The sequence below is a fragment of the Cupriavidus sp. MP-37 genome, assembly GCF_020618415.1.
Lineage (GTDB): Bacteria > Pseudomonadota > Gammaproteobacteria > Burkholderiales > Burkholderiaceae > Cupriavidus.
Genome location: NZ_CP085345.1, coordinates 65,907 through 83,207, shown reverse-complemented (window position 1 = coordinate 83,207; position 17,301 = coordinate 65,907). Strand labels below are relative to the sequence as shown.

13 protein-coding genes and 1 tRNA gene are annotated in these 17,301 nt (G+C 69.4%); 2 read left to right on the top strand and 12 right to left on the bottom strand.

What is annotated here, in order from left to right:
• Positions 1–3 precede the first annotated feature (3 nt).
• Positions 4–1,812, top strand: coding sequence for a diguanylate cyclase (locus LIN44_RS17000; RefSeq protein ID WP_227315453.1), 1,809 nt, complete (start codon positions 4–6; stop codon positions 1,810–1,812).
• Between the two features lie 124 nt (positions 1,813–1,936).
• Here LIN44_RS17000 and LIN44_RS16995 read toward each other — a convergent pair.
• The 9 genes from LIN44_RS16995 to LIN44_RS16955 form a co-directional block, all read right to left on the bottom strand.
• Positions 1,937–2,023 (bottom strand) — tRNA-Leu (locus LIN44_RS16995).
• Between the two features lie 110 nt (positions 2,024–2,133).
• Positions 2,134–3,420, bottom strand: a complete 1,287-nt coding sequence (locus tag LIN44_RS16990) for an amidohydrolase family protein (protein ID WP_227315452.1) — start codon at positions 3,418–3,420, stop codon at positions 2,134–2,136.
• Positions 3,421–3,452: 32 nt separating this feature from the next.
• Positions 3,453–4,133, bottom strand: a complete 681-nt coding sequence (locus LIN44_RS16985; RefSeq protein ID WP_227315451.1) for a TetR/AcrR family transcriptional regulator — start codon at positions 4,131–4,133, stop codon at positions 3,453–3,455.
• A complete protein-coding gene (gene upp / locus LIN44_RS16980; RefSeq protein WP_227315450.1) occupies positions 4,133–4,828 on the bottom strand; it encodes a uracil phosphoribosyltransferase in 696 nt (231 codons plus the stop codon). Before upp ends, LIN44_RS16985 begins: the two co-directional genes overlap by 1 nt.
• Before the next feature lie 72 nt (positions 4,829–4,900).
• Positions 4,901–6,199 carry a URC4/urg3 family protein gene (locus LIN44_RS16975; protein ID WP_227315449.1) on the bottom strand — a complete coding sequence of 433 codons (1,299 nt, stop codon included), beginning with the start codon at positions 6,197–6,199 and terminating at the stop codon, positions 4,901–4,903.
• A complete protein-coding gene (locus tag LIN44_RS16970; protein WP_227315448.1) occupies positions 6,196–7,434 on the bottom strand; it encodes a GTP cyclohydrolase II in 1,239 nt (412 codons plus the stop codon). Before LIN44_RS16970 ends, LIN44_RS16975 begins: the two co-directional genes overlap by 4 nt.
• 267 nt (positions 7,435–7,701) lie before the next feature.
• Positions 7,702–8,826: an acyltransferase gene (locus LIN44_RS16965; RefSeq protein WP_227315447.1), complete on the bottom strand. Its 1,125-nt coding sequence runs from the start codon at positions 8,824–8,826 to the stop codon at positions 7,702–7,704.
• 136 nt (positions 8,827–8,962) lie between these two features.
• Positions 8,963–9,100, bottom strand: coding sequence for a hypothetical protein (locus tag LIN44_RS16960; protein WP_227315446.1), 138 nt, complete (start codon positions 9,098–9,100; stop codon positions 8,963–8,965).
• Positions 9,097–10,380, bottom strand: a complete 1,284-nt coding sequence (locus LIN44_RS16955; protein WP_227315445.1) for an MFS transporter — start codon at positions 10,378–10,380, stop codon at positions 9,097–9,099. The genes LIN44_RS16960 and LIN44_RS16955 overlap by 4 nt, the downstream gene beginning before the upstream one ends.
• A gap of 172 nt (positions 10,381–10,552) precedes the next feature.
• Here LIN44_RS16955 and LIN44_RS16950 point away from each other — a divergent pair, with 172 nt between their 5' ends.
• A complete protein-coding gene (locus LIN44_RS16950) occupies positions 10,553–11,482 on the top strand; it encodes a LysR substrate-binding domain-containing protein (protein ID WP_227315444.1) in 930 nt (309 codons plus the stop codon).
• Here the strand turns inward: LIN44_RS16950 and LIN44_RS16945 are convergent.
• The 3 genes from LIN44_RS16945 to LIN44_RS16935 form a co-directional block, all read right to left on the bottom strand.
• Complete coding sequence (locus tag LIN44_RS16945; RefSeq protein WP_227315443.1) at positions 11,409–11,735, bottom strand: DUF2917 domain-containing protein; 327 nt, start codon at positions 11,733–11,735, stop codon at positions 11,409–11,411. The genes LIN44_RS16950 and LIN44_RS16945 overlap by 74 nt on opposite strands.
• Positions 11,736–11,833: 98 nt before the next feature.
• On the bottom strand, positions 11,834–13,174 hold the full coding sequence (locus LIN44_RS16940; protein ID WP_227315442.1) for a TolC family outer membrane protein: 1,341 nt from the start codon (positions 13,172–13,174) through the stop codon (positions 11,834–11,836).
• A 165-nt stretch (positions 13,175–13,339) separates the two neighbouring features.
• The gene (locus tag LIN44_RS16935) at positions 13,340–17,260 is read right to left on the bottom strand and encodes a VCBS domain-containing protein (protein ID WP_227315441.1); all 3,921 of its coding nucleotides are present in this window, start codon (positions 17,258–17,260) and stop codon (positions 13,340–13,342) included.
• Positions 17,261–17,301: the final 41 nt, after the last annotated feature.

The window sequence follows — 17,301 nt, the reverse complement described above, 5'->3', positions numbered from 1 at the left end:
AGCATGGCCCTGCGGCAACGCGCCCGACAGCTTGATCCCGGCAACGGCACTGCGCCGAGCGCCGGCAACGGACCGCGCCGCAGCCTGCAGCGCAAGCTGGCGGTGGCGACCACGGTGGGCGGCCTGTGCACGGTGGTGCTGGCGGCACTGGTGATCGCCGCCTCGTACGGCGACTTCGCCGCGGCCCGTCAGAACCTGTACGACATCTCGGCGTACCGCGACGTGCTGGACGCCGCCAACACGCTGTCCGCCGAACGCGGCCCGGCCAACAGCGTGCTGGGCGAGCCGCCCTCGCCCCACAGCGCGGCGCGCGAGCGCCTGCAGGCATTCCGCGCCCGCAGCGACGCCGCGCTGGCTCGGCTGTCCGCGCCGACGCCGGCCCCCTTCGGCCTGCACAGCCACCGCCTGCCGCCGCTGATGGTCGAGCGCGTGCGCGAGCGCCTGGCACGGGCGCGCGCCGAGATCGACGACCTTGCCGCGCGCGCGCCGCAGCAGCGCGACATGGACGAGATCCGCCATGCCATCGCAGGCATGTTCGAAGTTGTCGACGCGCTGCAGCCGGCCATCGCCTGGCAGGTGCGCGAGCTTTCCGCTTGCCATGACGGCCTGGCCGCGCCCGCGCTGACCGGCAAGATGCTGGGCGACCTGCGCGAGTACGCCGGGCGCATGGCGTCGCAGATCATGGCGCCGGTGGCGGCGCGCCAGCCGATGCCGGTGCAGAGCCTGGTCGACGCGACGCGCTCGCGCGGACGGCTGCTGGAGCTGTGGCAACTGGCCGGGCCGGCATACAACATGTTCGGCGCGGCACCCGCGCTCGAGCAGGCTTATGCCGACGCCGGCCACCAGTTCTTCGGCCGCGGCGTGGCCATGGTCGACAGCCTGGTGGCGCAGGGGCGCCTGTCCGGCAACTACTCGATGACGCCCACCGAACTGACCAACCGCTACGTGCCCACGCTGGAGCCGCTGGAGCGGCTGCGCAGCGTGTTCCTGGACGAAGTGGTGGCGCATTTCACCAGCACGCGCGAGCGCGCGCTGCGCCGGCTCGCGGCGGCTTGCGGCGCGTCGGCGCTGATCCTCGCGGTGCTGGGCTACATGCTGGTGTTTGCGCGGCGCGCGGTGTTCCTGCCGCTGCTGCGCGCGCGGGCGGAGGTGATTGCGCTGGCCGAGGACCGCGGCCATGCGCACGACGCCGCGCAGGCTGATCGCACGGGCCAGGCCGCCGAGATGCGGCGCCTGTTCGATGCCATCGAGATCCTGCGCCGCAAGCTGCGCGAGCGCGCCGCGCTGACCGCGCAGCTGGAGCAGCAAGCCCGCACCGACAGCCTCACCGGCCTGCTGAACCGGCGCGCGCTGGAACTGGTGGCGGCCCGGTATGGCGCGCACGAGTCCGCCAGCCTGGTGCTGGTCGACGTCGACCGCTTCAAGCAGATCAATGACCGCCACGGCCATGCGGCGGGCGACCAGGTGTTGCGCAATATCGCCGCGCAGATGCGCGCGCTGGTGCCGGCCGAGGGGGTGCTGGCCCGCTTCGGCGGCGAGGAATTTGCGCTGTGGCTGCCGCACGGCCGGCCCGGCGCAGCCGCGGCGCTGGCCGAAACGCTGCGCGCGGCGATCGCGTCGCGGCCGGTCTACCTGTCCGGCACCACGCAGCTTGGCGTGACCGCCAGCTTCGGCGTGGCCGTCGGCCATGGCGGCGCCAGCCACTGGCAGCGCCTGTTCGGCGCGGCCGACGCGGCCATGTACCGCGCCAAGGCCGAGGGCCGCAACTGCGTGCGCGAGGCGCAGGACCTCGACGGGGTGCCGGCACGCTGAACCAGTGGGCCAGGCCACGCCCGAAAGCTGCGGACGAAAAAAAAGCCCGCTCGCGCGGACGTGGTTGCCATGGAGCATGGCCTGAAACGAAGAAAGGCTCGCTTGCGCGAGCCTTTCCGAATTTTGGTGCCCAGAAGAGGACTCGAACCTCCACAGTGTTGCCACCGCTAGGACCTGAACCTAGTGCGTCTACCAATTCCGCCATCTGGGCTTCGTATTGCTGCTGCGATGCGGCTGCATTGCTGCTGCGATGCGAAGAACGAAATTATGCCGAGCGCTGCGGGTACTGTCAACACCCGCATGCAAAAAACTTTGTGCGCGCTATGCCGCACCGCCGCCGCGCCGGAAATCCACCTGCGCCGGCCGCCCAGGCAGCGCCAGCGCGGCGGTCGCCGCTGGCATGGCGGCGATGGTCTTGCCGGCGCGCAGCACGCGCAGCCGCGTGGCGCGCAGCCGGATCGCCTCGACCGGGTCGCGCGCCTGCAGCAGCACCAGGTCGGCGCGGCAGCCCGGTTCCAGGCCATAGCCTTCCAGCCCCAGGATGCGCGCCGGCGCGGCGGTGACCGCGTCGAAGCAGGCGCGCATCGCCTCCTGCCCGGTCATCTGCGCCACGTGCAGGCCCATGTGCGCCACTTCCAGCATGTCGCCGGAGCCCAGGCCATACCACGGGTCCATCACGCAATCATGGCCGAACGCGACCGGCACGCCCGCCGCCATCAGCTCGGGCACGCGCGTCATGCCGCGGCGCTTTGGGTAAGTATCGTGCCGCCCCTGCAGCGTGATGTTGATCAGCGGATTGGCGATCGCCGCGACGCCGGCCTCGCGCATCAGCGGGATCAGCTTGGACACGTAGTAGTTGTCCATCGAATGCATCGAGGTCAGGTGCGAGCCCGCCACCCTGCCCTGCAGGCCCAGCCGCACGGTTTCGCTGGCAAGGGTCTCGACATGGCGCGACAGCGGATCGTCGCTTTCGTCGCAATGCATGTCCACGCGCAGGCCGCGTTCGGCCGCCAGCTCGCACAGCAGCCGCACCGACTCCGCCCCCTGCGCCATGGTGCGCTCGAAATGCGGAATGCCGCCGGCCACGTCGACGCCCAGCTCCAGCGCGCGCTTGAGGTTGGCCAGCGTGCCGGGCGCGCGCAGCACGCCGTCCTGCGGGAACGCCACCAGCTGCAGGTCGAGGTACGGCCGCACGCGTTCGCGCACGTGCAGCAGCGCCTCCACCGCCAGCAGGCGCGGATCGCACACATCGACATGCGAGCGGATCGCCAGCAGCCCGCGCGCCACGGCCCAGTCGCAATAGGCCAGCGCGCGCTCGACGATGGCTTCCTGGGTCAGCAGCGGCTTGAGCTCGCCCCACAGCGCAATGCCTTCCAGCAGCGTGCCCGACTGGTTCACGCGCGGCAGCCCGTACGACAGCGTGGAGTCCATATGGAAGTGCGCATCGACGAACGGCGGCGTCACCAGCTGGCCGGCGGCATCGATCTCTTCGCCGGCGCGCGCGGCCAGGGCTGGCCCGACTGCGGCGATGCGGCCATCGGCGATGCCGATATCGATGCCGGTGCGCCCGTCGGGCAGGTTGCAATGCCGCAGGATCAGGTCGAGCATGGGTCGAGTCGTCGTATCCGGTATGGGTGAGCTCAGGCCAGCGGCACCGGCGCCAGGCCGCAGCCACGCAGCAGCATCACCACCACGTGCTCGGTGGCGTGCGCATAGTCCTGCGGCTGCAGCCGGCTGATACCCAGCACCGCGCAGACCTGCGATTCAAAATCCGCGTAGGTCTGCGTGGCGGCCCAGATGGTGAAGAACAGGTGCTGCGGATCGACCGGCGCCATCTGGCCGCGGTCGATCCACTGCTGCACCACCGCGGCCTTGCGCGACACCAGTTCGCGCAGGGCGTGGCGCAGCACCTCGCCGATCTCGGGCGCGCCTTGCAGCAGCTCGTTGGCGAACACCCGCGACGCGTCCGGATGGCTGGCCGACAGCCGCATCTTGGCGCGGATGTACTGTTCCAGCGCCACCTGCGGCGGCAGTTCGGCACGGATCACGTCGGCTTCGGACAGCCACAGCTGCAGCGTGTGCGCCAGCACCGCGCGGTACAGCGCCTGCTTGGTGCGGAAGTAGTAATGCAGGTTCGACTTGGGCACGCCCGCGCGCATGGCGATCTCCGCCATGGTGGCGCCGGCAAACCCGGCGCGCGCAAACACGTGCTCGGCCGCGCGCAGGATCATGGCCTGGTTCTCCTGCCGGATGCGGCCGCCCGCCGCCCCGCGCACGGGCGGCGCACGCACTGTCGGCGCAAGGCCGGCGTGCGAGTCCATCAGCGCGTGCCGTACAGGCGGTCGCCGGCGTCGCCCAGGCCGGGCACGATATAGCCGTGCTCGTTGAGCGTCTCGTCGATGGCCGCGGTGACGATGCCCACATCCGGATGCGCCGCGCGCAGCGCGCGCAGGCCGGGGCGCGAGGCGATCAGGCACACATACTTCATGGTGGTGACGCCGGCCTCCCTGAGCCGGTTCAGCGCGGCGATGGCCGAATTGCCGGTGGCCAGCATCGGATCGACCACGATCACCATGCGCTCCTGGATGTCCTCGGGCATCTTGAAGTAATACTCGATCGGCTCCAGCGTCTCGGGGTCACGGTACAGGCCGATATGCCCGACGCGCGCCGCCGGCAGCAGGTCGAGCATGCCGTCGATAAAGCCGTTGCCCGCGCGCAGGATCGACACCAGGCACAGCTTCTTGCCGGACAGCACGCGCGACTGCGTGGCGGCGATCGGCGTGCGGATCGCGACGGTTTCCATCGCCAGGTCGCGCGTGGCTTCGTAGGTCAGCAGCTGGCTGATCTCGCGCACCAGGCGGCGGAAGTTGTCGGTGGTGGTCTCCTCGCTGCGCACCAGCGTGACCTTGTGCTGCACCAGCGGGTGGTCGACCACCATCACGCCGGACAGGCTGGCAGGATCGGCGGGATCCGGCACGCCGGGCTCAACTGCGGGAACAGCGGACATGTCGTTCATGGTGACGCTCCTGATGCCACGTTGCACAAGCGATCCCTGCCTGCAACGCCGCCCGCCGCGCGGGCGGCGGGTTCAGAACACCGTGCCGTCGCTGGTGATGGCAAACGGCGGCGCGCCGCCGGGCCGGCGCTTGGCGGCGATGCGCCGCCCGGCCGCCCAGGTGCCGCCTTCGAGCACGCGCGCCAGCGGAAACTGCGCTTCCTCCAGGCCCAGCGCCTGGCGCACGCAGTCCGCCACCAGGTCCAGGCCGCTCACGGTCAGCGCGCGCCATTCGACGATGACGGGCTCATCCACCGCATGCGGCACGGCGGCAAAGCCGGGATCGCGCGGCACCATCAGCTCGAAGTCGTACAGCAGGCCGCCGTTGCGGTACTCGGGGAGGCCGGTCAGCGCATCCAGGCCGGTCACGGTCAGGCCGGCGTCCTCGAGCGGCTCCAGCAGCGAGTAGGTCAGCCACTGGGTCAGCTTGTGGAACGGCACCAGCCCGCCCGGCGCCGCCGGATGGCGCCAGCAGTCGCCCAGCGACACGCCCTCGACCACGATCCGCCCCGGCCACACCGGCCCCAGCCCGACCAGCAAGGTGCGCAGCAGGAAGCCCGCATCGAGGTCGCCGCCGACGGCATGCGCCTTCAGGTAATCGTAGAGATTGCCCAGCCGCGCCGGCCGGCCGAACAGCGCCGGGGTCGCTTCCATCACCTCGCCCAGCCGGCGCAGCAGCCCGGCGCGGCCTTCCAGCCCCACCAGCGGGTTGTGCTGCGCGACCTGGAAGGCGTGGGCAATGCTGTCGGCGTCGATGCGCTGCAGGCGTTCGGCATCGGCGCGCAGCGGATCGCCCGGCGCCGCGGAAAAACCGCCGCGCGCGAACAGGTCGAAGCTGGCGGCGCCCAGCCCTTCCGAGCGTGTCAGCACCAGGTCGCTGCCCGGATCGCGGTAGCGCCAGTCCGGGCCGGCGCCGGCGTCCAGCAGCACGCTCGGGATCACCAGGTCGATGCCGATGCGGGCGCGCTCCTCGCGGTGTTCGGGCCCGCTCAGCGCGGCACGCTCGCACAGCACCTGCCAGCGATCCGCGCGCTGGTCGGCCGCGCCGCTTTCGAAATGGCGCCAGCGGCTGTGATACGGCACCTGCAGGTCCGGGTAGCGCTGGCGGATGGTGCTGGCGACGTAATCGGCAATCGCATGCACGCGGTCCGGATGCCAGGTGAAGAGTTCGGAGTCGCCGCTGGCCACATGTTCGGTGACCGCCGCGCAATGGGTGCGCACCGCCTCGGCGCACAGCAGCGCCGCCGCGGGATGCCCTTCGGGCACCGGGTTCAGCCAGCCGTTGCCCTGGCGCTCGTTGCCGGCACTGCCGTGCTCGGGATACATCGTCATTCGTTCAACCCCCTGCCCTTTGCCAGGGCCAGTTCGTTCGCATCCGGCGGCGTGTAGTGCGTGAAGTAGCCCGCGGCCACCTTGGCGTCGATCTCGACACGCGCGTCGGCGGGGATCAGCGCCTCGGGGATCGCCACCTGCTCGACCACCTCGATGCCCTGCGCCACCAGCGCGCCGTGCTTCATGTTGCTCATCGACGCCCAGCGGTCGATGCGGCGGATGCCCAGCCAATGGAACACATCCGGCATCAGCTCCTGGAAACGCATGTCCTGCACGCCCGCCACGCATTCGGTACGGGCAAAATAAGTCTCGGCGCGGTCGCCGCCAACCTGCCGCTTGCGCGCGTTGTAGACCAGGAACTTGGTCACCTCGCCCAGCGCGCGGCCCTCCTTGCGGTTGTAGACCACCAGCCCGACACCTCCCTGCTGCGCCATCTCGATGCACACCTCGATGCCGTGTGCCAGGTACGGCCGGCAGGTACAGATGTCTGACCCGAACACATCCGATCCGTTGCATTCATCGTGCACGCGGCAAGCCACGCGGGTCTCGGGCTTGCCCAGCTGGCTGACATCGCCAAAGAAATACAGCGTCATGCCGCCGATCGGCGGCAAAAACACCTTCAGGTCCGGCCGCGTCACCAGTTCCGGGAACATGCCGCCGGTCTGCTCGAACAGGCTGCGGCGCAGCACGCTTTCCTTGATGCCGAAACGGGCCGCCATGCCGGGCAGGTACCACACCGGGTCGACTGCCGCCTTGGTCACGCGCACGTCGCCATTGGCATGCAACAGGTTGCCGTCGGGCCTGAGCCGGCCCGCGGCAATGGCCGAGACCAGCTCGGGCATGTTGATGTGCGCGCGCGTCACCGCGATGGTCGGGCGGATATCGACGCCGGCGGCGATGCGGTCGGCAAAGACGGTGGAGACCAGGTGCCCCCAGGGATCGAGCGAGACGATCTTGTCCGGGTCGCCCCACTGCGGATGCGGGCCGATGGCTTCGGCGGGCGCGGTGTCGGTCAGGTCGGGACGGTGGTCGCGCTGCAGCGTGCCGGAGGCAACCGCGAGGGCCCGGTAGATGGCGTAGGCGCCGGCGTGGGTGCCGATCACATTGCGCTGCGCCGGGTTGCCCAGGCTGGCGATCACCGGTCCGCGCTGCGCCGCCGTGGGGGCGCCCCAGTGGATCGGCTCGGCCGGCTTGTCGCGGCGCGCGTGCGAAGTCAGGACGATATGGTCGGACATGGCACCCTCGGTTCCCGATGGAATCCTGACCAATTGGTCAGGTTTACGATTCCATACTAGGCAACCTTTGTGCCATCGCCCAATGCCCGTTTACGCCAGTGTGGCGTCCATGTGTGTGGCGCCCAACGCAAGTCCGCGGCAGCGCCATGCACGCCGGGCGTGCCGGCGGCACCACGCCCGCGGCATCCATGCACCACCGGGATGCCGCGCGCGGCCGCGCAACGCAAGCGCGCTCGGGGTAGTGCCGCGCGGCGATGCGTGCAAGGGTTACATGGTCGGGCGGCGCGCCGAGCCCGGGCCCGAGTCGCCCGCCGCGTCACCGCGGCCGCCCAGCAATGCCCGCAGTGCCGCGAACGGCTGCGCGCTTTCGACGAAGCGGTAGAAGACGGCGCCCGCCACATTGCTCAGGGCCCATGCCGCCGCCATGCCGAGCGCGTTCAGCACCGGCTGCCCCGGTGCCAGATGCGACACCAGCGCATTGACCACCAGGCACACCGGGAAATGAACCAGGAACACGGAATAGGAAATCCGTCCGAAGTAGCCCACCAAGCGCGCCCGGGGCCAGCGTTCCAGCCATTCGCCGCGCCGTGCCAGCGCCAGCAGCAGCGCAGTGGCCAGCGCCACGGCAATCCGCAGCCGGAAGTCCAGCGCCAGCGCGGCCAGCGCCACCGCGCCGATCAGCGCCAGCGGCAGCAGCGTGCGGCCGGGCGCCGACGCCCAGTAGGCCAGCGTGCCCAGGCCATAGGCGCCGAAGAAGTACACCGCCCAGATATCCCACGCGGCATCGCGGTTGAACCAGAACAGCGAGGCCACCGCCGCCAGCGCCACCAGCCCGATGCTGACCGCGACGCCGGCGGAAGCCCTGCCCCGCGACACCGCGCGCGCCGCCCACAGCGTGCCCAGCAGCAGCGCGAACAGTTGCAGGTCGATGGCCACGTACCAGACGCCGGCCGACAAGGCATCGACATCGAGGATGTCATGGAGCAGCGCCAAGTGCGCGACGAACTGGCCCAGCGTGGGCGACGCCGGGATCGAGTCATGCGCCATCCAGTGCCGCGCCACGGCGGCGCCGGCAATGCTCAGCAGGATCGCCGCGGCAAACGGCACCACCAGTTTCTGGTAGCGGCGCCACAGCATCAAGAGCGGATGCTGGCGGGTCTCCAGCCTTCCGTTGGGCGCCAGGCTGCGCGCCGCGAGGAAGCCGCTGATCACAAGGAACACCTGCACCGCGATGCGGGCGTAGTCATAGAGCCAGTCCACCAGCCCCGGCGCCAGCCGGTAAGCCGCGTCGGACATCGGCCCATAGAAGGCGAGGTGGTGCAGGACGATCAGTTGCGAACTGACGGCTTTCAGGGCGTCGATGCACGGCAGGCGCGACGGGCGGGAGCTCATTGTTATAGGGACGATGCAAAAGGCACGGAAGGCGCGATTCTACCCGCTGCGCCAGCACTCAATGTGGCGCAATGCATACATTTTGCGGATTGGTTACACAGTGGCCCCGCTTGTTGCCAGTTCGACAGCCACCGGGCTACCGGCACAACGCCATCAGCGCTATCCACGCCTGCGCATAGGCCGGGTCCAGCCATCGCGCCAGCGCCACCGCGCACAGCGCGATCAGACCGAGCACCGACAGCCAGACGCCGAGCACGGGGATGCCGGGCCTCATGACCGTGCCGTCGCCAGACCGGTCCGGACGATCTGGCGATCGTCGATCGGAGAGTGCAGCGCCGCGGCGACGATGCCCAGCACCATGGCGCCGTACCAGACCATGTCATACGAGCGGGTCAGCTCGAACACCAGCCCGCCCAGCCACACGCCCAGGAAAGAGCCGAGCTGATGGCCCAGGAAGACGAAGCCGAACAGCGTGGCGAGATAGCGCACGCCGAACACCTGGGCCAGGATCCCGTTGGTCAGTGGCACCGTGCCCAGCCACAGGAACCCCATCGCCGCGCTGAAGGCGTACAGCGTCGCCGGGCTCAGCGGCAGCAGCAGGAACAGCGCCATCACCGCGGTGCGCGCGAGATAGATGCCGGCGAGCAGGTACTTCTTGCTGTGGCGCCCGCCCATCAGCCCGCACGCATAGACGCCAGCCACATTGGCCAGTGCGATGATGGCGAGCGCTGCCATGCCGTCGGCCGGACGCATGCCGCGGTCCAGCAGATAGGCCGGCAAGTGGCTGGCAATGAAGGCCAGCTGGAAGCCGCACGCGAGAAACCCCAGGTTAAGCAGCCAGAAGCCGGAATGGCCGAAGGCCTCGCGCACTGCGGCGCCCAACGGCTGCCCCGCGGCCCCGTCCGGCGCGGGGTGGGCCGGCGCTGCCGCCGCGCCGCGGTCGCGGAATGGCAGCGCCAGTGGCACCAGCACGGCCAGCGCCACGGCAAGCAGCAGCAGCGCCCCCGCCCACCCCGTCCCGGCAAGCAGCGCCTGCACACCCGGCACCAGCGCAAACTGGGCGATGCCGCCGACGGCGCCGGCCAGCCCCAGCGCGCGGCTGCGCTGCGCGGCGCCGGTCATCCGGCTGAGCGCACCGTAGACCACGCCGAAGGTGGTGCCGGACAAGGCCACGCCGATGCACAGGCCCGCCGACCACACCAGCGCCGCCGAGGTATGCGCCTGCGTCATTCCATAGAGTCCCGCGGCATACAGCGCCAGCCCGCCCGCCATCACCTTCCATGAGCCGTAGCGGTCGGCCAGCATGCCGGTAAAGGGCTGCGCCAGCCCCCACGCCAGGTTCTGCACCGCCATGGCAAAGCCGAAGGTCTCGCGGGTCCAGCCGCGCTCGGCAATGATGGGCAACATGAACAGTCCCTGCACGTGGCGCACGCCCAGCGCCATCCCCATCAGCACGCCACCGGCCAGCACCAGCACCCAGAGTTGCCGCCACCAGGGCGCGGGAAGCGGGGGCACGGCACCGGCAGCGGACGAGCGCGGCAGAAAGATGGTCATGGCAGCCCTTGTCGAACGATGGCGCCCGCAGGCGCGATGGCTCTATTGCAAGCGACGGCGGGCCCTCCTTCAACCGATCTTTCGGTCGTTCTGCCATGCGTAGCAAGCATGGCAGAAGTGCCCCGGACCGTGCTGTAATGGCGTCATCGCCCGTCCGACCGGAGGCCCGTCCATGTCCGTCCCGCTGGTTCGCCTGTTTTCGCTCGACCTGCTCAAGGGCTTCGTCGCCGTCGGCCGGCGCATGAGCATCACCCAGGCGGCGGACGACCTGTGCCTGACCCAGTCGGCGGTGAGCCGCCAGATCCATGCGCTGGAGGAGCAGCTGAAGGTGCCGCTGTTCGTGCGCAAGCATCGCGGCGTCGCCTTCACCGCCGAGGGCGAGCGCTTGTTTCGCAGCGCCGACAGCGCGCTGCAGCAGCTGCAGGACGTGGTGGCCGAGGTGCGCCGCAGCGAGGGCCGGCAGCCGGTCACGATCACCGCCAGCATCGGCGTCACCGGCCTGTGGCTGCTGCCGCGTCTCGGCAGCCTGCAGCAGGCACACCCGCATCTGGATGTGCGCCTGTCCGCCAGCAACCGGATCAGCGACCTGCGTGAAGAGGGCATCGACCTGGCGGTGCGCTATTGCCGCGACGCCGCGGCGCCGCCCGATGCCGTGCGCCTGTTCGGCGAGCATATCGCCCCGATCGTCCACCCTGCCCTGCTTGATGCGACCGGGCAGCACGGCGACCCACTGCTGCAGTTGCCGCTGCTGGAGTTCGACGATCCGCGCCCGTGGCTGCAATGGCGCAGCTGGCTGGCGCCGCGCGAATTCCGTCAGGCCAGCCAGCGCGGCATGCTGCGCTTCAACCAGTACGACCAGGTCGTCCACGCCGCGCTGGCGGGGCAAGGCATCGCGCTCGGGCGGCTGGAACTGGTGCGGCCGCTGATCGATGGCGGCCAGCTGGTGGTCGTGCCGACGGCGCGGCAAGTGGCGCCCAGCCCGAATTCGTACTGGCTGATCCACGCCGCCGCGCATCCGCGCGACGAGGTCAGGCGCGTGGCGGCATGGATCTGCCAGGAAGCCGCGCAAACGGCCATGATGCCAGGCCCCGCAGCCACTTGAAGCCGGGGCCGCGGCGTCGCGGCGGCGCCTCGATCCGGCACAGCGCCGGACCGGCGCCATGCAGCGCGGCAAGGAACACCTCGGCGTCGCCCTGAAGCCGATGGCGCTCGCCACGCGCAAGCAACAGGTCCGGCGATGGCCGGCCCGGCACCTCGATGGTTACCCACACGGTGCCGCCGCGGCAGACCAGCTCCGTGCCGGCTCGCAGACGCAGGCCGACGCATTCCGCTTCGAGGGAAAGAGTGCATGACATGAAAGGCTCCGGTTGGCCTTTCCATTGTGTGGCTCGCCATGGTGCGCTGCCATGAGCAATGCGCCGCCCGGACATGCGCGGGCGGCATGCCAGCCTGGCTAGCGCCGCCCCGCGCGCATCCCCATGTGAACCATCGCCTCGCTCGGCGGCGCCACGTTCAGCGTCGCCAGCAGCACGCCCATGCCGGCCAGGATGCGGTACTGGCTGGCCAGCTCGGTGTACTGGCCGGTGACATAGGCAGTGCGTGCGCTGAAGTACTCGTTCTCGGCATTGAGCAGGTCGAGCAGGCTGCGCTGGCCGATGCGGAACTGGCGGCCGTAGCTGACGCGCGTGGCATCACTGGCCTGCACATACTGCTGCAGGCTCGCCAGCCGTTCCTGCGCGGTACGGTAGGCGTTATAGGCCAACGTCACGCTTTCATGCACCTGCCGGCGCAGACGCTCCAGGTTCTGCTCCGCCTCCTGGATCTGGAAACCGGCCTCATTGATGCGCGCCTTGTCCGCGTTGCCGCGGAACAGGTTGTAGCGCAAGCGCAGCATCACCCTGCGCTCGTCGGTGGTGCCCAGCACGCGATCGCGGTCGCGCCCGGCGCCAGCCTCCAGGTCCAGCCTGGGCCACAGCTCAGACCGCGCCAGCGAGCGCGCGGCCTCGGCTTCGGCAATGTCGGCCTGGCCGGCTCCCAGCGCGGGATGGTTGGCACCGGCAACCTGCTGCGCTTCGCGCTCGCTCGCGGGCAGCACGGCGGCGAGCGAGTCGGGGCGGGACAAGCGCTGCGGCGGGGCCCCGACCACGCGCAGGAAAGCCGCCACGGCATCCTGCAGCGCGCCTTCCTCGGCGCGCAGGCTGGCCTGCGCCAGCGCCAGCCGGCTCTCGGCCTGGAACAGGTCGGCGCGGCGCAGTACGCCGTTGTCGGCGCCCAGCCGGATCTGGTCGTAAATGTGCTGGTGCGCCTGCAGGTTGGCTACGCCGATGGCCACCGTTTCCTGGCGGCGCAACACCTCCACATACACCCCCACGGTGCGCAGCGCGATGTCCTCGGCGGTGGCGCCGACCCGGTAGGCCGCGCCATCGATCCTTGCGCCCTGGCGCTCGACGTCGCTGCTGACGGCGAAGCCGTCAAACAGCATTTGCGTGATGGTGATGTCGGCGGCATGGCGCGCATATGACGCATCCGAGCGGCCGAGCGCGCTCGAATTCTGGCTGTCGAGGCGTACCCGCCCGCCGGTGCCGCCGACATCGACGCGCGGCAGGTAACCGGCGCGCGCCTGCTTCAGCCCCTCGTCGGCTGCCAGGCGCCTGCTGCCCGCCGCCAGCACTTCGGGATTGCCGCGCACGGCCTGCTCCACGGCCTGCGGCAACGCCTGTGCTGCCGCAGGCTGCGGCACCAGCATCGCTGCCCATAGCAGCGCCGGAGCCAGCCGGCACCATGTCGTCGTCATGCTTCCCCCTGCCCGGGTACACCGCGTCGTGCGCTGCGCGCCCGACGCGGTACCCTACCCGCTTCTTATGGTTTTATGCCCTGCCGGCAGCGATGCCGCCGTCCTGCCTTGCCGCGTGGCCGCGGCATCCTCCCCTCTTTCCCGTCCCTTCTCCGTAGTCCCGTGTCAGACCATATGGATATTGCCGTTGCTCAACAGCGTAGTCAGGTCAAGCCCCACCATGCCCTGCAGTACCGCGACATCCTGGAACGCGGCTGCCGTGCCGGTTCCGTCGCGATCCAGGCTGACCACGGTATTGCCGTCGACCTCGGCCAGCCGCACGAACTGCGCGGCGTTGTCGCTGCTGACGCTGACGCCCGACAGCAGGTCGGACAAGTCCAGCACATCGCCGCCGCTGGCCACCGGCGCCAAATTGAAATCAGTGATCGTGTCGACCGAGGCGGCATCGGCACGCATGACCCGGAAGGTATCGCTGCCGTCTCCACCGGTCAGGATGTCCGCCCCAGCGCCGCCGACCAGCAGGTCATTGCCGGCGGCGCCTGCCAGCAGGTCATTGCCGGCGCCGCCGCGCAGCACGTCGTTGCCGGACGAGCCCGTTATCGTGTCGTTGAACGCAGAACCGATCACGCCTTCCATCCTCGTGTAGCTGTCGGTGCCAAGGTTGACGGCGCTGAGGTTGACTGAAGCCACGCCGCTGCCCTGGACCAGCGTGAAGTTGATCGCGCCGGCCGCATCGGAGAAATCCAGCAGGTCGATGCCGGCTCCCCCATCGAGGGTGTCGTTGCCCGCGCCGCCGCGCAGGATGTCGTTGGCTGTGCTGCCAGTCAGCGAGTCATTGAAGCGCGAACCGATCACGCCTTCCATATTGCTATAGGTATCGCTGCCGAGGCCCACGCTGGACAAGTTCACGAGTGTGCCGCTGCCCTGCATCAGCGCGAAGGTCAGCCCGCTGCTGGCATCGGAAAGGTCCAGCATGTCGATACCGGCACCGCCGTCGAGCGTATCGTCGCCGGCGCCACCGCGCAGCACGTCATCGCCGGCGCCACCGCGCAGCGTGTCGCTGGCTGCCCCGCCGATAAACACATCGCCGGCAGCGGCGCCGGTCAGCGCGTCGTTGTTGCTGCCGCCATCGAGATAGGAAGCCTGGTAGCTCTGGCCCGCCAGCGACACCGTGGCCGCGCCATTGGTAGACGAGACATTGACGGTCACGGTAGCCATGCTGGTGCCGCCCGCGCCGTCGGACACGGTATAGCTGAAGCTGCCCGCCGCCGCGTTGCCGGAGTCGAACAGGATGTAGCTGTTATTGGTTCCCGGCGCGAATCTGAGGTTGCTGACGGCTCCGGTAGCCCCGCCCAGATCCGTGATTGAAAGCGCCAGGCCGTCGACGTCGCCGTCGTTGCCGAGCAAGGCACTGACCGGTATCAGGATGCTGCTGGTGTTGTTCGAGACAACGACCACATCCGCGGCGGCCACCGGCGCGTCATTGACCGGATTCAGGGTGATCGCCACCGAATCGGTGTCGGTGGCTGCGCCGTCGCTGGTCTGCATTTGCAGCAAGGCCGCGCCGGCATAGTCCTTGTCGCCGGTAAATTGCAGGCCATCGAGCGCGGCATTGATCGCCGCGTCGCTGCCGGTGAAGGTCATGGTGCCATCCGCGCTGCCGTCGCCGGCCAGGAACTGCAGTCCCGCGGTGCCGTTCAGCGTGATGGTGCCTGCGCTGGCCGTCAGGGTGACCGTGTGGCTGGTGCCGTCCACGTCAGAGAGGCTGAGCGCATTGCCGGTGGCGGTGCTGAATACCAGCGGCGTGTCTTCGTTGACGGACTGCGCTCCCGGAACACCATTGACGACGGCGTCGTTGCTGCCGGCGATGTTAACCTTGATTTCCTGGCTCGCGCTGATATCCGCGGAGTAGACCGTCAGCGAATCGCTGACCTGCTGGCCTGCCGCCAACGCATCGGCCTTGCTGTTATCGAGCGTATAGGTCCACGCGCCGGTGGTGCTGTTGAAGGTGAAGGTGCCGTACTGGCCCACCAAGGTTTCCGGCGGCACCGCGGCAAAGTGCGCTTCGCCGCTATCGACATCGCTGACCGTCAGCGTACCGCTGGCCGAAGCGTCGCCCGCCGTGCCGTTCGCCACCCCGCCGGCTTCGGTCACCGCGGTGTCTTCGCTCGTCGAGGCAGTGATGGTGGCGGCATCGTTGCTGCCGGTGATGTTGACCGTGATGGTCTGCTGCGCGGTCTGGTCGGCCGATGACACCAGCAGGGAATCGCTGACCAGCTGGCCCGCCGTCAGCGCGTCGGCCCTGGCGTTGTCGAGCGTATAGGTCCACGCCCCGGTCGTGCTGTTGAAGGTAAACGTGCCGTACTGCCCAAGCAGGCTGTCTGGCGGCACTGCGGCGAAATGGGCCTCGCCGGCGTCGACATCGCTCACCATCAGCGTGCCGCCGGCAGTGTTGTCTCCTGCAACAGCGTTCGCCACACCACCCGCTTCGGTCACCGCCGTATCTTCGCTCGTCGATGCGGTGATGGTCGCGGCATCGTTGGTGCCCGTGATATTGATCTTGATTTCCTGGCTCGCACTGAGATCGGCCGAGTGCACCATCAGCGAATCACTGGCCTGCTGCCCGGCGGTCAGCGCATCGGCCTCGCTGTTATCGAGCGTGTAAGTCCAGGCGCCGGTGGTGCTGTCGAACGTGAACGTACCGTACTGGCCGACCAGGCTTTCCGGTGCCACCGCGGCAAAGTGAGCTTCACCGCTATCGACATCATTCACAGTCAGCGTGCCGCTGGCAGACGTGTCCCCCGCCGTAGCGTTCGCCACACCACCCGCTTCGGTCACCGCCGCATCTTCGCTCGCCGACGCGGTAATCGTTGCCGCATCGTTGGCCCCGTTGATCCGGATGCTCAGCGTCGATGCCGCCGATGCCTGCCCGTCCGTCACGCTATAGCTGAACGACTCCTCGACATGATCGCCAAGGCGCAGCGACTGGACCTGCGGATTGCCGTTGTCCAGCGTATAGCTGTAGCTGCCGTCGGCGTGGATCTGCAAAGTGCCGTACTGCCCGACATAGGTGCCGGGACTGGCAACCGCCAGCACATTGCCGGCGTCGACGTCGCTGTCATTGGCCAGCACGTTGCCGGTGATCGGGTTCGGGTGGTTGTCTTCGCCAATGGCATTGGTATCGGCCGCGGCGGTGGGCGCATGGTTGTCGTAGCCGGCGAAATCGGACTTGGTCAGGTCGTGCAGGCCGTCAAGCCGGATCACCATTTCAGCCGTGGCGGGGTTGCCGTCGACGTCCACGTAGACATAGGTATTGCCGCCGGACTGCTGGTACCAGGCGCCATGGGCCGTCGGCGTCAGGCCGCCCCACTGGAAGCCGGTGTCGCCCAGCACGGGACGCAGGTCGAGGCGGTCCGTGCCGCGCTGGAAGTCGGCGATGACATCCATCCCGGCCGCGGTGGAATCGGAGACGGCGTTGTAGACAAAGGTGTCGCGGCCGGCGCCGCCGCGCAGCCAGTCGCCGCCGCCCCCGCCGGCGATGGTGTCGTTGCCGCCTTCGCCATAGATGGTGTCCCTGCCGTTGCCGCCGGCAATGATGTCGTCACCGCCGACGGCAGCGCCGTCGCCGTTGTCGCCGTAGATCAGGTCGTCGCCATTGCCACCCTGGATGCGGTCGTGGCCCGGCTGGGCCGATTCATGGCCGCGCCCGAGCTGGTAGTCGGCATAGCTGTCGTAGCCGTCGCCATAGAGGGTATCGCCGCCGTTGTCTCCGGTGTAGAGCGCCGATGCGCCGTCGGCGCTGCCGATCACGTCGTCGCCGCTGCCGCCATAGACGGCGTCGGTGCCGTTGCCGCCGGACAGGCTGTCGTTGCCGCGCCCGCCGAAAAGGCGGTCCTTGCCGTTGGCCCCAAGCAGCGTGTCGTTACCGTCGCCGCCCTCGACGATATCGTCGCCATTGCCCGCGTCGACATAGTCGCTGCCATCGCCGGCGCTGACATAGTCGTTGCCGTTGCCGCTCAGGATGGTGTCGCTGCTCGCGGTGCCGGTGAGGTTGTCGCTGCCGTTGGTGCCAGTCAGGGTTGCCATGGTGGTTGTCTCCGTCCTGAATGCAGGCCTCGCGGCCATGC

What these genes read in the sequence shown, in the direction of transcription:
- LIN44_RS16955 (WP_227315445.1), bottom strand. Translation starts at nt 10,380, where the DNA reads ATGACCATCTTTCTGCCGCGCTCGTCCGCTGCCGGTGCCGTGCCCCCG.
- LIN44_RS16965 (WP_227315447.1), bottom strand. Translation starts at nt 8,826, where the DNA reads ATGAGCTCCCGCCCGTCGCGCCTGCCGTGCATCGACGCCCTGAAAGCC.
- LIN44_RS16975 (WP_227315449.1), bottom strand. Translation starts at nt 6,199, where the DNA reads ATGACGATGTATCCCGAGCACGGCAGTGCCGGCAACGAGCGCCAGGGC.
- LIN44_RS16985 (WP_227315451.1), bottom strand. Translation starts at nt 4,133, where the DNA reads ATGGACTCGCACGCCGGCCTTGCGCCGACAGTGCGTGCGCCGCCCGTG.
- LIN44_RS16940 (WP_227315442.1), bottom strand. Translation starts at nt 13,174, where the DNA reads ATGACGACGACATGGTGCCGGCTGGCTCCGGCGCTGCTATGGGCAGCG.
- LIN44_RS16990 (WP_227315452.1), bottom strand. Translation starts at nt 3,420, where the DNA reads ATGCTCGACCTGATCCTGCGGCATTGCAACCTGCCCGACGGGCGCACC.
- LIN44_RS17000 (WP_227315453.1), top strand. Translation starts at nt 4, where the DNA reads ATGGCCCTGCGGCAACGCGCCCGACAGCTTGATCCCGGCAACGGCACT.
- LIN44_RS16945 (WP_227315443.1), bottom strand. Translation starts at nt 11,735, where the DNA reads ATGTCATGCACTCTTTCCCTCGAAGCGGAATGCGTCGGCCTGCGTCTG.
- LIN44_RS16950 (WP_227315444.1), top strand. Translation starts at nt 10,553, where the DNA reads ATGTCCGTCCCGCTGGTTCGCCTGTTTTCGCTCGACCTGCTCAAGGGC.
- upp (WP_227315450.1), bottom strand. Translation starts at nt 4,828, where the DNA reads ATGAACGACATGTCCGCTGTTCCCGCAGTTGAGCCCGGCGTGCCGGAT.
- LIN44_RS16960 (WP_227315446.1), bottom strand. Translation starts at nt 9,100, where the DNA reads ATGAGGCCCGGCATCCCCGTGCTCGGCGTCTGGCTGTCGGTGCTCGGT.
- LIN44_RS16935 (WP_227315441.1), bottom strand. Translation starts at nt 17,260, where the DNA reads ATGGCAACCCTGACTGGCACCAACGGCAGCGACAACCTCACCGGCACC.
- LIN44_RS16970 (WP_227315448.1), bottom strand. Translation starts at nt 7,434, where the DNA reads ATGTCCGACCATATCGTCCTGACTTCGCACGCGCGCCGCGACAAGCCG.